Annotated in this window: 13 protein-coding genes; 3 read left to right on the top strand and 10 right to left on the bottom strand. The window is 69.5% G+C overall.

What is annotated here, in order from left to right:
• Positions 1-369: 369 nt before the first annotated feature.
• Together tyrS and RM1_RS14175 are read right to left on the bottom strand one after the other, a co-directional pair.
• On the bottom strand, positions 370-1,644 hold the full coding sequence (gene tyrS / locus RM1_RS14170; protein ID WP_072752118.1) for a tyrosine--tRNA ligase: 1,275 nt from the start codon (positions 1,642-1,644) through the stop codon (positions 370-372).
• Positions 1,641-2,267, bottom strand: a complete 627-nt coding sequence (locus RM1_RS14175; RefSeq protein ID WP_072752120.1) for a DNA-3-methyladenine glycosylase — start codon at positions 2,265-2,267, stop codon at positions 1,641-1,643. Before RM1_RS14175 ends, tyrS begins: the two co-directional genes overlap by 4 nt.
• A gap of 110 nt (positions 2,268-2,377) precedes the next feature.
• On the opposite strand from RM1_RS14175, the gene RM1_RS14180 reads away from it, so the two are divergent.
• Genes RM1_RS14180 through RM1_RS14190 form a run of 3 tightly spaced genes read left to right on the top strand, consistent with a single transcriptional unit; the run spans position 2,378 to position 4,481 of the window.
• Positions 2,378-3,121: an ABC transporter ATP-binding protein gene (locus tag RM1_RS14180; RefSeq protein ID WP_072752122.1), complete on the top strand. Its 744-nt coding sequence runs from the start codon at positions 2,378-2,380 to the stop codon at positions 3,119-3,121.
• Complete coding sequence (locus RM1_RS14185) at positions 3,118-3,873, top strand: ABC transporter permease (protein WP_072752123.1); 756 nt, start codon at positions 3,118-3,120, stop codon at positions 3,871-3,873. Before RM1_RS14180 ends, RM1_RS14185 begins: the two co-directional genes overlap by 4 nt.
• Entirely contained in the window at positions 3,870-4,481 is a 612-nt protein-coding gene (locus tag RM1_RS14190) for a TetR/AcrR family transcriptional regulator (protein ID WP_072752135.1), read from the top strand. The genes RM1_RS14185 and RM1_RS14190 overlap by 4 nt, the downstream gene beginning before the upstream one ends.
• A 1-nt stretch (position 4,482) precedes the next feature.
• Here RM1_RS14190 and RM1_RS14195 read toward each other — a convergent pair whose 3' ends face one another.
• The 8 genes from RM1_RS14195 to RM1_RS14230 all read right to left on the bottom strand — a co-directional run.
• Positions 4,483-4,701: a Trm112 family protein gene (locus RM1_RS14195; protein ID WP_072752125.1), complete on the bottom strand. Its 219-nt coding sequence runs from the start codon at positions 4,699-4,701 to the stop codon at positions 4,483-4,485.
• Positions 4,702-4,770: 69 nt separating this feature from the next.
• On the bottom strand, positions 4,771-7,746 hold the full coding sequence (locus tag RM1_RS14200; RefSeq protein WP_072752127.1) for an acyl-CoA synthetase: 2,976 nt from the start codon (positions 7,744-7,746) through the stop codon (positions 4,771-4,773).
• A gap of 103 nt (positions 7,747-7,849) precedes the next feature.
• Positions 7,850-9,277 (bottom strand): argininosuccinate lyase, encoded by a 1,428-nt coding sequence (gene argH / locus RM1_RS14205; RefSeq protein ID WP_072752129.1) that lies wholly within the window; start codon positions 9,275-9,277, stop codon positions 7,850-7,852.
• A 2-nt stretch (positions 9,278-9,279) separates the two neighbouring features.
• A complete protein-coding gene (locus RM1_RS14210; RefSeq protein WP_027503207.1) occupies positions 9,280-10,479 on the bottom strand; it encodes an argininosuccinate synthase in 1,200 nt (399 codons plus the stop codon).
• Positions 10,480-10,549: 70 nt separating this feature from the next.
• Positions 10,550-11,050 carry an arginine repressor gene (locus tag RM1_RS14215; RefSeq protein WP_072752137.1) on the bottom strand — a complete coding sequence of 167 codons (501 nt, stop codon included), beginning with the start codon at positions 11,048-11,050 and terminating at the stop codon, positions 10,550-10,552.
• A gap of 14 nt (positions 11,051-11,064) precedes the next feature.
• On the bottom strand, positions 11,065-12,018 hold the full coding sequence (gene argF / locus RM1_RS14220; protein WP_072752131.1) for an ornithine carbamoyltransferase: 954 nt from the start codon (positions 12,016-12,018) through the stop codon (positions 11,065-11,067).
• A complete protein-coding gene (locus RM1_RS14225) occupies positions 12,015-13,193 on the bottom strand; it encodes an acetylornithine transaminase (protein WP_072752133.1) in 1,179 nt (392 codons plus the stop codon). Before RM1_RS14225 ends, argF begins: the two co-directional genes overlap by 4 nt.
• Positions 13,193-13,621, bottom strand: a 429-nt coding sequence (locus RM1_RS14230; RefSeq protein WP_439958207.1) for an amino acid kinase family protein, incomplete at its 5' end; no start/stop codon positions are given. The genes RM1_RS14230 and RM1_RS14225, both read right to left, overlap by 1 nt.

Below are 13,621 nucleotides of genomic sequence, written 5' to 3' on the forward strand. Positions count from 1 at the left end.
ACCACCGAGAAACATGTTCTCGGCCTCTCCGGGGCAACTGTTCCAGCCTATCTCATCGAGCAGACCCGGTCAAAACCGGCCCCGCCAGACTCAGAAGGCAGTCGAAGTAGAACCGACCGAAACCGGCTACAACTTCCAGGATTGTCTGGCGCCTACGTCCAACCTCGTGTCCCGCGCCTCTCAGCCGGGTCGGTGTCCGTGTCGCTCTGACTCGACAAAAGTTACGCGAACAAGAACACAGCGTCAAATCCCCAGGTCAGCTATGCGCGCCGCGAAACTCCCGCAGGTCGCGGGCCGCGCGCACCGCCCTGGGGGCGCGAATCCATCGAATCACATCGATGTGACCCGCGCCACCCCTTTGCGGTCCACTCAGGCCGGCAGCACCTGGATGCCTGCGAAGTTCCGCTTCCCTCGACGGATGACCAGCCACTGTCCGTGCAGGAGGTCGGTGGCCTGGGGCTCCCACTCCTCGGCGCTGATCCGCTGGTTGTTCACCGACGCACCGCCCTCCTTGATGGTGCGGCGGGCGGCGCCCTTGCTCTCGCAGAGACCGCTGGTCACCAGCAGGTCGACGATGGTCGTCGCGTCACCAGGGCGCACCTGCGCGACAGCCGCCTCGGTCAGCGCCGCGGCGAGGGTCGACTCGTCCAGTTCGGTCAGCTCGGCCTTGCCGAACAACGCCTGGCTGGCGTGCTCGACGGCGGCGGTGTTGTGCTCCCCGTGCACGAGGGTCGTCATCTCCGCCGCCAGCCGGCGCTGTGCCGCACGGGCCTGCGGACGCGTGAGCGTCTGCTCCTCGAGCTCGGCGAGCTCCTCCTGCGTGAGGAAGGTGAACCAGCGCAGGTAGCGGACGACGTCAGCGTCCGCGGTGTTCACGAAGTACTGGTACCAGGCGTAGGGGCTGGTCATCTCCGGGTCGAGCCACAGGCTGCCGCCACCGGTCGACTTGCCGAACTTCTTGCCGTCGGCCGAGGTGACCAGCGGGACGGTGAGCGCGTGCACCGACTCCCCGTCCACCCGGCGATTGAGCTCGACGCCCGCGATGATGTTGCCCCACTGATCGGAGCCGCCGACCTGGAGCGTGCAGCCGTACTCGCGGCGGAGCTGCAGGTAGTCGTTGGCCTGGAGCAGCATGTAGCTGAACTCGGTGTACGACATGCCGTCCGAGTCGAGCCTGCGCTTGACCGTGTCCCTGGCCAGCATGACGTTGACCGAGAAGTGCTTGCCGATATCGCGCAGGAAGTCGATGGCGGTCAGCTTGCCGGTCCAGTTCATGTTGTTCTCGATGACCGCGGCGGCCGGTCCCTCGAACTCGACGAAGCGCTCGAGCTGGGCGCGGATGCGCCCGGCCCACTCGGCGACGGTGTCGGCGGAGTTCATGGTGCGCTCCCCCACGTCGCGCGGATCGCCGATCAGTCCGGTCGCACCGCCCGCGAGCACGATCGGCCGGTGGCCTGCCATCTGGAATCGCTTCAGCGCGAGCAGCGGCACCAGGTGACCGGCGTGCAGGCTGGGGCCGGTCGGGTCGAAGCCGGCATAGAGCGTGACCGGACCGGCATCGGCGTCGCGCCGCAGCGCGTCGATATCCGTGGATTGCTGGATGAGGCCACGCCAGTGGAGTTCGTCGATGATGTTCACAGTCACGCCTTCGATTCTCTCGCACCAGGGACGACGGGTGCACGCGGGCTGCGACGGTATGCGGAAACCGCCGAGGAGGCGGGATCCCACAGTCGCCACGGCCGCTCGGCCGCCCGGCTCACCCCGACCCGCGGACCCTCGGCGTGTTCGATCAGCGGATCGAGCCGCAACCGGATCACGGATCCAGCCGCCAGCAGGTCGGTTCCGTTGTCCGCCAGCGTGATTCCGAGTGCCTGCCCGAGATTCCCCGGCCCCCTTGCCAGGTCGCGAAAGCGCTTGTCCTGACCGCGGCGCCGCCGCACGATGTCCTCACCCTCGACCACCTCGGCGGCCCTGAGCAGGACCGCGGCCGCGGTGCCGACGCCAGCGCACGAGACGTTCATGCACAGGTGCAGGCCGTGGCTGAGGTAGACGTACAGCCGGCCCGCGGGCCCGAACATCACGGCGTTGCGCTGCGTCGGGCCCGGATAGGAATGCGCGGCAGGATCCGGCCACGGCCCCGCCTCGTCGCTGCCGTACGCCTCGACCTCGACGACGCGCACCGTGACGCCGCCTGCGGTGAGTCGGGCCCCGAGCACCAGACGTGCCGCCGTGAGTGGATCCGCGGCGGCCAGCTCTCGCTCCGACATCTCGCCGATTGTGCCTCGAAGTCGTGCCGGCCGGGGTGTTGACACCCCACCCACCACGGGCAGAGAATTCATCCAAGGATGATTTCATCACTCGATGAATTGAGGCTTCGATGCCAGGATCGACGGACCGCCCGGCGATCGAGATCACCGATCTCGTCGTCCGCCGCGGCAGAAACGAAGTGCTGCACACGCTGAACCTCAGCGTCAGGAGCGGTTCCATCACCGGCCTACTCGGACCCTCCGGCTGCGGCAAGACGACCCTGATGCGGGCGATCGTGGGAACCCAGATCGTCGAATCGGGCTCGGTCACCGTGCTCGGCGAGCCGGCCGGATCCGCCTCGCTGCGACACCGTGTCGGGTACGTCACCCAGTCCCCCACCGTCTACCTCGACCTCTCGGTCCGCGACAACGTCCGGTACTTCGCCGCCCTGTACGGCCGCACGGCGGCCGCCGCGGCCGAGGCCGTCGACGCGGTCGCGCTCGGCGGCTACTCCGATCAACAGGCCGGACAACTCTCCGGCGGCCAGCGCGCCCGGGTGTCCCTCGCCTGCGCCCTGGTCGGGGACCCGGAACTGCTGATCCTGGACGAGCCGACCGTCGGGCTCGACCCGGTGCTGCGCGCCGACCTGTGGGATCGGTTCGCGGACCTGGCGGCCTCGGGCACCACGCTGCTCGTCTCCAGCCACGTGATGGACGAGGCCGAACACTGCCCGGAGCTGCTCCTGCTGCGCGAGGGCAGCCTGATAGCCCAGCTCAGCCCCGACGAGCTGCGCACCGAGACCGGTCAGTCGAGCCTCGAGCACGCCTTCCTCACCCTGATCCGCAGCCGCACCGTGGGAGCGGAGCAGTCATGAACGCGAGAATCTACACCGCCAGCACCGGACGCATCCTCCGCCAGCTCCGCGCCGATCACCGGACCGTCGCGATGATCCTGCTGGTCCCCGCGCTGCTGATGACGCTTCTCTACTTCCTCTACGTCAACGTGCCGACCCCGCCCGGCGAGCAGTCGCTGTTCGACCGGATCGCGATCACCATGCTGGGGATTCTCCCGTTCGTGGTGATGTTCCTGGTCACCTCCATCGCGATGCAGCGGGAACGGAGCTCCGGGACCCTCGAACGGCTGCTCACCACCCCGATGTCCAAGCTGGACCTGCTCGGCGGCTACGGCACCGCGTTCTCGCTCGCCGCCGCGGCGCAGGCGGCGCTCGCGTGCCTGGTGACGTTCGGGCTCCTCGGGCTCACCACGGCGGGCAGCGTCGGGCTGGTGGTGCTGATCGCGGTGCTCGACGCGGTGCTCGGCGTCGCGCTCGGACTGCTGTGCAGCGCCTTCGCCAGGACCGAGTTCCAGGCGGTCCAGTTCATGCCGGTGATCGTGATCCCCCAGCTGTTCCTGTGCGGCCTGCTGGTGCCCCGCGACCAGCTGCCACAGTGGCTGGAATGGATCTCGAACGTGCTGCCCCTGAGCTACGCCGTCGAGGCCCTGCAACAGGTCGCGCGGTACCCCGGCAGCACCGCGGTGATGTGGCGCGACCTCGGCGTTGTCGCGGGCTTCGCGGTCGTGGCCCTGTGCCTCGCCGCGGCGACGCTGCGCAGGCGAACGCCATGACCTCTCGCGCCGCCTCGACCACGGCTCGATCCGGACGCAGGCCCGGTAACCCGGACACCAAGGAGCTCATCCTCACCGCCGCCCGGAATCAATTCGCGGACACCGGTTTCGAGAGGACCTCGGTGCGAGCGATCGCTGCGGAGGCAGGCGTCGACTCGGCGCTGGTGCACCACTACTTCGGCACCAAGCGTGCGCTGTTCCTCGCCGCGGTCGACATGCCGGTGGATCCCCAGCTGATCCTGGGCGCGGTACTCGACGCCCCGGTCGAGGAGATCGGCGAGCTGCTGTTGCGCGGCGTCCTCGGGGTCTGGGAGTCACCACAGGGCACCGCCGTGCTCGCCGCCTTCCGCGCCGCGATCTCCGGCGAGTCGACCGGCCTGGTGAGCAACTTCCTCACCGAGGTGATCCTGCGCCAGCTCGTGGGGAGGTTCGACGACCCGCCGGGAAGCGGCCCGCTGCGGGCCACCCTTGTCGCATCGCAACTGTCCGGGCTGCTGATCACCCGGTATCTGCTCCGGCTCGAACCGATCGCCTCGCTGTCCGTCGACGAGGTCGTCGCCCTGGTCGGACCGACTGTGCAGCGCTACCTGACCGGAGCGGTTGGCTGACCTAGTCGGCCGCGGATCCCTTGGCGCGCGCGAGCAGCGCCTCGTGCTCTTCCTCGCCCACGGTCCGCGCCTCGTCGACCAGCAGGACCGGGATGCCGTCCTCGATGGGATAGGCGCGGTGCAGCCGCGGGTTGTAGAGCAACTCGTCGTCGACGAGCAGCAGGGGACCCTTGTCCTGCGGGCAGGCCAGGATGCTCAGCAGGGTGGGATCAAGCGCCACGGAATGGTCCTCTCGAGCGTGCGAAGAGTGCGGTCGACAGCAGCCGATGTCGTCGGTAACGCTACCCGGCTACCCGGTCAGCGCCCGACTCCCCCGCTCCTTCAGCTCCGAGATCACCGCGCGGGTCAGGCGGCGATAGCCGTCCTTCTCCGGGTCGTAGTACCACGAGCGCACACCCGGCTTCGGCAGTCCTGCCGCCTTGAGCGCGCTCCGCCTCGGCCGGTACGAGTTGCTGATCGCGATCTCGGGAACGACATGGATCAGATCCGGACGCTGCGCGGGCTCGAGGTCCGCGAGGGCATCCGCGAGATCGACTGCGCTGAGCGAACTGTCGGGAAGCAGTGTCAGCGCGACCACCGCCAGCTCCTCGTCCCCGACGGGGACCCCATAGGCCACCGCGTTGTCCACGCGCTCGATCCCCCCGAGGGCGTCGACGATCGGTTGCCCGAACACCGGCCCGCGCCTGGCGCGCACCACCGCGTTCTTCTCGTCCATCATCCAGAAGTCGCCGTCGGCGTCCACCGTGAAGAGGTGTTCGGTCGGCACCCAGGCGTCGCCGGCCCCGAACACCCCGCGCATGGCGCCACTGATCGCCTCGTTGTTGGTCGCGTGACCGAGCAGCAGCCCGACCTCCCCGACCCCGCACTCGCGAACCAGCCCCTGCTCGTCGACCAGGTACTCGCCACGAATCGGGTCGTACGCCGCGATCCGAACCGGGGTGCTGCCGGGCAGCGGGCGCCCCTTCGCGCCAGGCTTGGCACCAGAGACGTTCGCGAGCACAACCGCGCCCTCCGTGGACGCGTAGAACTCGAGGACGCGCGCAGGCTCGAATCGCTTCATCGTCCGCAACCAGAGCCCGCGCGGCATGCCGGAACCGATGAACAGCCGGATCGGATGACCAGGGCCGATGGGCAGGTCCTCGCAGTTCACCAGCTCACGCATCATCGTCCACGTGTACGCGACCACCGTCACGCCGTAGCGGTGCACCTCGGCCGCGAACTGCGCGGGGTCGAGCCCGCGCGTGAGCGCGATCCTGGATCCACCGGCGATCGCGCCACCGAGCGTGGCCAGAAGCACGGACGAATGGTAAAGCGGAGCAATCGAATACACCGTGTCGCCGCGGCCGAGGTTCGCCGCAGTCGCGGTACCGAAGGCCGACAACGCCCAGCGGTGATTGGTGATGTGCTTCGCCTCGAGATGGCCGCCCGACCGGCTCAACAGCACGAAGGCGAGTTCCTGTGCGCGTCCGGGATTCGGTCGGTACCACGCGGGCAACTTCACCTGCGACGGATCGATCTTCTCGAGATCGATTGTGGCCGAATCCGGTTCGGTGTCCAGGACCCGCGACTCACCGCCGCCGAGAACCAGCACGTCGACACCGAGCGAGGTGGCGGAACGCAAGTTGTCCGGGTCCGTGATGATGGTCTGGACCCCGCCGAGGCGCACCGACGCGGACAGGTCGGCTGTCGGCGGCAGCATGACGACGACGGCGCCGATCCGCGACAGCGCCGCGATCGCGATCAGGGCGCTCGGCCTGGTCTCCATGAGCAGGCCGATGCGCTCGGCAGGCCGAACCCCCGTCGAGATCAGCCCCCGCACCACGTTGTCGATCCGGGTGTTGACGGCCTCGTTGGTGTACACGCGATCGTCGAACAGGAAGCACTCGCCCTTCGGCGACCTGGCGCCCGCCTCGGCCAGCAGCTTGCCGAGCGAGATCGTCGTGTGCGGCTGGATCTGCCCGAGCCGGGCCAACCGGGGCAGCACCCGGATCGCCTCCGCGGACAGTTCCCTGGTGCCACGCATCGTGTGCGAGGTGATGTCCAGCACGCCCCTGGTGATCCCGACACCCACCTCGGCGATGGACGCCCCGGTGTGCAGGATCCGGTCGCTCACCGAGACCCCGGTCTCCGTCGCGGGCTGATCCTCGTAGGTCATCTCGTCGATGGTCTCGGGGCGGGGCCCGAGACCCTCCCGCCAGCGCACCCATTCGCCCGCCGTCGGCCAGGTCTGGGTGGCCGCGGCGGACCCGACGACGAGCCCGAAGTGCCCTGCGCGCAAGGTGGATTCGAAGACCTCGGCACGCGGTGCCGCCTTCCGGATCCCGCGCACCGCCACGGGCTGGCCGATGTCGTCGACCTCCCCGACGAAGGCCAGGATCGGGCAGCTCAGCTCCGCGAGGGTGACCAGTCGCTCCTGGATCACGAAGCCACCGGACATCATCCGGTTGTGCACGATGAACTGCTTGAGCAGTTCGGCGACGGCCGGGCCCGACCAGGCGACCCATCCCTCGGTCGCCAGGAAGCGCCGCTGCTGCTCGCGCGGCAGCAGTGCCTCCCGGTCGTGCAGCTGGCGCAGGAAGTCGATCCGGGACTTCGCGGTCTTGACGGGGTCGAGCAGCTGAAAGCCCGTGCGCGCCATCCATCCCGCGATCGAGAGCCGGGTGAACACATGGTCGGCGAGGAAGTCGGCCGCCCTGGTCGCGACGCCCTCGGGGATGCCGAGCGGGAGCGCCGCGAGCGTGTCGACGGGCGCACCGAAGGTGATCACGCTTGCCAGGTTCTTGCACCGCCGATAGGCCGCGGCCTGGTAGCAGAACATCCCGCCCTGAGAGTATCCGGCGAGGTGCACCTCCCGGCCGGTGTGCTCGTGCACCCGATCGATGATGTCACTGATGGCGACGACGTGATCCGCCAGTGTGCGGTTCCAGCCACCGTCCTCGGTGTCCGGCGACCCGAAGTCGACCACCCACGGGTCGAGGCCCATCGCGTGCAGGACACCGACCGCGCCCTGATCCTGCGCGACGTCGTACACGTCCGCCGACATCATCATCGGCGGCACGAGCACGATCGGTGGCCGCGAGCCGTCGGCGGCCTCGTCCGCGAAGTACCGGCGCAGCCGGAACATCGGTTCCCGCTCGACGACCCGGAACTCCGAGGGACGGGCTTCCGTCTCCAGGCCGCCCAACCGGATCACCTCGAGGCCGTTCTGCGCGGTGGCCACGACACGACGCACCGAGCCGTTCAGAACCTCTGGATACCAACTCACTTCAGCGTCCCCCCAAGGGATGATCGATGGTGACTCAGATCACACTATATTCCCCGCGCGGACGCGGTGAACGCACCCCGCCGCACGCTCTACCCGGGGCGGCTCACCGTTCGATCCAGGCGCGCCGCACGCGCGAGGCCTCGCGGACCCCGCCGAGCTGGCGGGCGACCTGTACACCGGCCGTGCCGCCCCGCGCGTTACGCGAGGCGATCGAGCCGGCGACCGTGAGGACCTCCCGCACCGCGGGTGTCAGCGCCGGGTCGACGTCCGCCAACTCCTCGTCGGTCAGCTCCTCGAGCCCGACTCCCCTGCCCTCGGCGACCCGGACGCAGGCACCGGCCGCCTCGTGCGCCACCCGGAACGGAACCCCTTGCCGCACCATCCATTCCGCGATGTCGGTGGCGAGGGTGAACCCGGCCGGGGCCAGCTCCGCCATCCGGTCGGTGTGGAACTCGAGGGTCGAGACCAGGCCGGTGATCGCGGGCAGCAACAGCTCGAGCTGCGCCACCGAGTCGAAGACCGGCTCCTTGTCCTCCTGCAGGTCCCGGTTGTACGCCAGCGGCTGGGCCTTCAGCGTCGCGAGCAGGCCGGTCACGTTGCCGATCAGTCGACCTGCCTTGCCGCGGGTCAGCTCCGAGACGTCCGGGTTCTTCTTCTGCGGCATGATCGACGAGCCGGTCGACCAGGCATCGGCGAGGGTGATGTAGCCGAACTCCGGGGTGCTCCAGATGATGACCTCCTCGGCCATCCTCGAGAGGTCGACCGCGATCATCGCGAAGACGAACGCCGCCTCCGCCGCGAAGTCACGCGACGAGGTGGCATCGATCGAGTTCTCCGCGGAGGAGTCGAAGTTCAGCTCCGCCGCGATGGCCTCCGGATCCAGACCCAGCGACGAACCGGCCAGCGCCCCCGAGCCGTACGGGGACACCGCCGCCCGCTTGTCGAAGTCCTCCAGGCGCTGCACGTCGCGCAGCAGCGGATGCGCGTGCGCCAGCAGGTGGTGCGCGAGCAACACCGGCTGCGCGGCCTGCAGGTGTGTCTTGCCGGGCATCACCGCGTCGGGATGCGCGGCCGCCTGGGTGGCGAGGGCGTCGACGACGTCGAGCACCCCGGCCGCCACGCGGCGGGCCGCGTCGCGCAGCCACATCCTGAACAGGGTGGCCACCTGGTCGTTGCGGGAGCGGCCCGCGCGCAGGCGGCCCCCGACCTCGGTGCCGACCCGCTCGATCAGGCCGCGCTCGAGGGCGCCGTGCACGTCCTCGTCGGAGTCCGCAGGCACGAACGCCCCGCTGGCCACGTCGTCCGCCAGACGGGTCAGCCCGTCGAGCATCGTCGCGAGGTCGGCGTCACTGAGCAGGCCGGCCTTGTGCAGCACCCGGGCGTGCGCCTGCGAGGCGCGCACGTCGTAGGGCGCGAGCACCCAGTCGAAGTGCGTCGACTTGCTGAGCGCAGCCATGGCCTCGGCGGGGCCGGAGGCGAACCGCCCGCCCCACAGCGCGCCTTCATTCGTGCCGTGCGAACTCTCCGACATGCCTACAGACCCAGGTCCCGCTTGGCCGCGACCTTCGAGGACAGGCCGTGGATGTTGACGAAGCCCTTGGCGTAGGACTGGTCGAACGAGTCACCCTCGTCGTAGGTGGCGAGGTTGAAGTCGTAGAGCGACTCCGGGCTGCGACGACCGTTGACGGTGATAGCACCGCCGTGCAGGAACAGCCGGATGTCGCCGGTGACCCGCTCCTGGGTCTTGGCGACGAACGAGTCGAGCGCGTCCTTGAGCGGGGAGAACCACAGGCCGTCGTAGACCAGCTCGGACCAGCGCTGCTCCATCTGACGCTTGTAGCGACCGAGCTCGCGCTCGAGGGTGACGTGCTCGAGTTCCTGGTGGGCGGTGATGAGCACCATGGCACCGGGGGCCTCGTAGATCTCGCGGCTCTTGATGCCGACGAGACGGTCCTCGACCACGTCGAGGCGGCCGACGCCCTGGGCACCGGCACGCTTGTTGAGCTCCTGGATGGCCTCGAGCACGGTGACCGGCTTGCCGTCGATCGCGACCGGCTTGCCCGCCTCGAAGCTGATGATCAGCTCGTCGGGTGCGTTCCAGTTGACCGTGGGGTCCTGGGTGTAGTCGTAGACGTCCTTGGTCGGCGCGTTCCACAGGTCCTCGAGGAACCCGGTCTCCACGGCGCGGCCCCAGACGTTCTGGTCGATCGAGAACGGCGACTTCTTGGAGACGTTGATCGGGATGTTGTTCTCTTCGGCGAACTTGATCGCCTTCTCGCGGGTCCACGCGTAGTCGCGGACCGGCGCGATGACCTCGAGGTCGGGCGCGAGAGCGCCGAAGCCGACCTCGAAGCGGACCTGGTCGTTGCCCTTGCCGGTGCAGCCGTGCGAGACGACGGTGCCACCGTGGGCGCGCGCGGCCTCGACGATGTGCTTGACGATCAGCGGCCGGCTGATGGCCGATACCAGCGGGTACCGGTCCATGTACAGCGCGTTGGCCTGGATGGTCGGCAGGCAGTACTCGTTCGCGAACTCGTCGCGGGCGTCGACCACGACGGACTCCACCGCGCCGCAGTCGAGGGCACGCTGACGCACGACCTCCATGTCCTCGCCGCCCTGGCCGAGATCGATGGCGACGGCGACGACCTCTTTGCCCGTCTCCTTGCCGATCCAGCTGATGGCCACCGAGGTGTCCAGCCCGCCCGAGTAGGCGAGTACGACGCGTTCAGCCATGGTCTTTGTGCTCCTTCAGGTTGTAACTCTTCACAAGATCTTCAGTTGTCAGCCGGCGGATTCGAACCCGTCAGGCCAGTTTCTCGATCATCTCCGCCAGCTGTGCGCCGGTGAGTGGTTCGCGGGCGATCACAAGAATGGTGTCATCCCCGGCAATGGTTCCGACAACCTCGGGCAGCGAAGCCCGGTCGAGGGCGCTCGCGAGGTAGTGCGCGGCGCCGGGGGGCGTCCGCAGCACCGCCAGGTTTCCGCTGGCGTCGGTGGACACCAGCAGCTCGCCGAGCAGCCGCGAGAGCCGGTCGGTGCCTCCCGACACCCCGCGGACCGGGCTGCCGTCCTCGGGCACCACATAGACGCCCGCGCCGCCGTCCGCGGCCCGCAGCTTCACGGCTCCGAGCTCCTCGAGGTCCCGCGACAGCGTGGCGTTCGAGACCTCGATGCCCTCGGCCGCGAGCAGCGCCGAGAGCTCCGGCTGACTGCGCACCTCGTGCACCGACAGCAGAGCGGTGATCCGGGCCTGCCTGCCCGCGCGGGTCGGCGCGACCGCGACCTTCGCCGGCGCGACCGCCATCGGCTTGGCGGTGGTCACGGCCGGTTCCCCGGTCCGCCCCGCTGCTCGAGCAGCCACACCAGCAGCGCCTTCTGCGCGTGCAGCCGGTTCTCCGCCTCGTCCCACACCGCGCTCTGCGGCCCGTCGATCACCTCGTCGGTGATCTCCTCGCCGCGGTGCGCGGGCAGGCAGTGCAGCACCGTCGCGTCCGGGGCAGCGTGCGCCAGCAGCGCGGCGTTGATCTGGAACGGCCGGAACGGCCCGACCCGGTCGAGGCCGTCGTTCTCCTGCCCCATCGACGTCCACGTGTCGGTGACGAGCGCATCGGCACCCTCGGCGCCCGCGACCGGGTCGTCGGTCAGCGTGATCGTCGCGCCGGTCTGCTCCGCGCGGACCCGGGCAGCCTCGACGACGTAGCCGAGCGGCGCGAAGCCGGCGGGCGCAGCGATCGTGACGTCGACGCCCGCCGTCACGCCGCCGAGCAGCAACGAGTGCGCCATGTTGTTGGCACCGTCGCCGAGATAGGTCAGCTTGAGGCCCTTGAGATTGCCCTTGCGCTCGGCGAGCGTCTGCAGGTCCGCCAGCACCTGGCACGGGTGGAACTCGTCGGACAGCGCGTTGACGATCGGCACCGTCGCCCCCGCCGCCATCTGCTCGAGTCGCTTCTGCCCGAAGGTGCGCCAGACCACCGCGTCGACGTACCTCGAGAGCACCCGACCGGTGTCCTGCAGCGTCTCCTCGCGGCCCAGCTGGGTGCTGCGGCCGTCGACGACGACCGCGTGCCCGCCGAGCTGGGCGATGCCCATCTCGAAGGAGAAGCGCGTCCTGGTGGAGTTCTTCTCGAAGATGACGCCGACGCCGCGCGGACCCGCGAACGTCTGCTTGGCGTACGGGTCCTTCTTCAGCTCGGCGGCCAGCGCGAGCACCTCCGCCTGCTGGGCGGGCGTCAGGTCGTCGTCCCTCAGGAAGTGCTTGATGGTCGTGCTCATTTCTGTTCCTCCGCCACATCGAGGATCGCGGGCAACGCCGCGACGAATCCGTTCGCCTGTTCCTCGGTGAGGATCAGCGGAGGCGCCAGCCGGATCACACCGGGCGCCGCTGCGTTGACCAGGAACCCGGCGTCGCGGGCCGCGGCCTCGACCGCGGGAGCCACCTCCCTGGTCAGCACGACGCCGAGCAGCAGACCGGCCCCGCGGACGTGATCGACCAGCGGGTGACCGAGGTTCTCGATTCCGTGGGTGATCGACTTGCCGAGCGAGTCGGCGTGACTGATCAGGTCCTGATCGGCGACGGTCCGCAGCACCGCGAGCGCGGCCGCCGCACAGACCGGGTTACCGCCGAAGGTGGTGCCGTGCTTGCCGGGCCCGAACAGCTCGGCCGCCGCACCGGTCGCGACGCAGGCCCCGATCGGCATGCCGCCGCCGAGCCCCTTCGCCAGGGTCATCACGTCCGGCACGATCCCGACCGCCTGGTGCGCGTAGAACCAGCCGGTGCGGCCGATCCCGGTCTGCACCTCGTCCAGGATCAGCAGCGCGCCGCGGTCAGCGGTGATCTGCCTGGCCGCGGTGAGGTAGCCGTCCGGCGGCACGACGACACCGCTCTCCCCCATGATCGGTTCCAGGAACACCGCCGCGGTGTCGGCGTCGACCGCCCGGTCGAGCGCCTCGATGTCGCCGTAGGGAACGTGCGAAACGCCGGGCGGCATCGGCTCGAACGGGGCCCTCTTGGCGGGCTGTCCGGTGAGCGCGAGCGCCCCCATGGTGCGGCCGTGGAACGAGTTCTCGGCGGCGATGATGTTGGGCCTGCCGGTGGCCCGCGCGAGCTTGAACGCGGCCTCGTTGGCCTCGGTGCCCGAGTTGCACAGGAACACCCGGCCCGGTGCGCCGAGGTGCGCGAGCAGCTGCTCGGCGAGCGCGATGCCCGGCTCGGTTGCGTACAGGTTGGAGGTGTGGCCGAGGGTGGAGAGCTGCGCGGTGACGGCCTCGATGACGGCGGGGTGCGCGTGTCCGAGGATGTTGACGGCGATCCCGGCCAGCAGGTCGAGATACTGCTTGCCGTCCGCGTCGGTGACCACCGCGCCCTCGCCACGGACCAGGGCCAGCCGCGGGACCCCGTAGGTGTCCATCAGCGCGTTCGACCAGCGCTGCTGCAAAGGTTCGGTCATCACTGTCCTTCCTGATTCGTGTGGGTGACCATGGTGCCGATGCCCTCGCCGGTGAGCAGCTCCAGGAGCACCGAGTGCGCCACCCGGCCGTCGATCACGTGTGCGGAGGACACCCCGCCGTGCACCGCCCGCAGGCAAGCCTCCATCTTGGGGACCATCCCCGCGTCGAGCGTCGGCAACAGCAGTTCCAGTGCGGCCGAGTCGATCTCGCTGACAAGGGAGGACCGGTCTGGCCAGTCGGTGTACAGCCCCTCGACGTCGGTGAGCATCACCAGCTTCTCCGCACCGATCGCCTCGGCCAGCGCCGCCGCCGCGGTGTCGGCGTTGATGTTGTGCACGACACCGTCCGCGTCGGGCGCGATCGTGGAGACCACCGGGATCCGGCCGGCCTGGATGAGGTCGAGCACCGCGTCCGGGTTGACCGTGGT

Origin of the sequence: Rhodococcus maanshanensis NBRC 100610, from assembly GCF_001894865.1 — a bacterium.
GTDB classification, from domain to species: Bacteria; Actinomycetota; Actinomycetes; order Mycobacteriales; family Mycobacteriaceae; genus Rhodococcus_G; species Rhodococcus_G maanshanensis.

Coding starts and splice junctions, on each gene's coding strand:
- RM1_RS14175 (WP_072752120.1), bottom strand. CDS start 2,267: ATGTCGGAGCGAGAGCTGGCCGCCGCGGATCCACTCACGGCGGCACGT.
- RM1_RS14180 (WP_072752122.1), top strand. CDS start 2,378: ATGCCAGGATCGACGGACCGCCCGGCGATCGAGATCACCGATCTCGTC.
- RM1_RS14185 (WP_072752123.1), top strand. CDS start 3,118: ATGAACGCGAGAATCTACACCGCCAGCACCGGACGCATCCTCCGCCAG.
- RM1_RS14190 (WP_072752135.1), top strand. CDS start 3,870: ATGACCTCTCGCGCCGCCTCGACCACGGCTCGATCCGGACGCAGGCCC.
- argH (WP_072752129.1), bottom strand. CDS start 9,277: ATGTCGGAGAGTTCGCACGGCACGAATGAAGGCGCGCTGTGGGGCGGG.
- RM1_RS14210 (WP_027503207.1), bottom strand. CDS start 10,479: ATGGCTGAACGCGTCGTACTCGCCTACTCGGGCGGGCTGGACACCTCG.
- RM1_RS14215 (WP_072752137.1), bottom strand. CDS start 11,050: ATGGCGGTCGCGCCGGCGAAGGTCGCGGTCGCGCCGACCCGCGCGGGC.
- argF (WP_072752131.1), bottom strand. CDS start 12,018: ATGAGCACGACCATCAAGCACTTCCTGAGGGACGACGACCTGACGCCC.
- RM1_RS14225 (WP_072752133.1), bottom strand. CDS start 13,193: ATGACCGAACCTTTGCAGCAGCGCTGGTCGAACGCGCTGATGGACACC.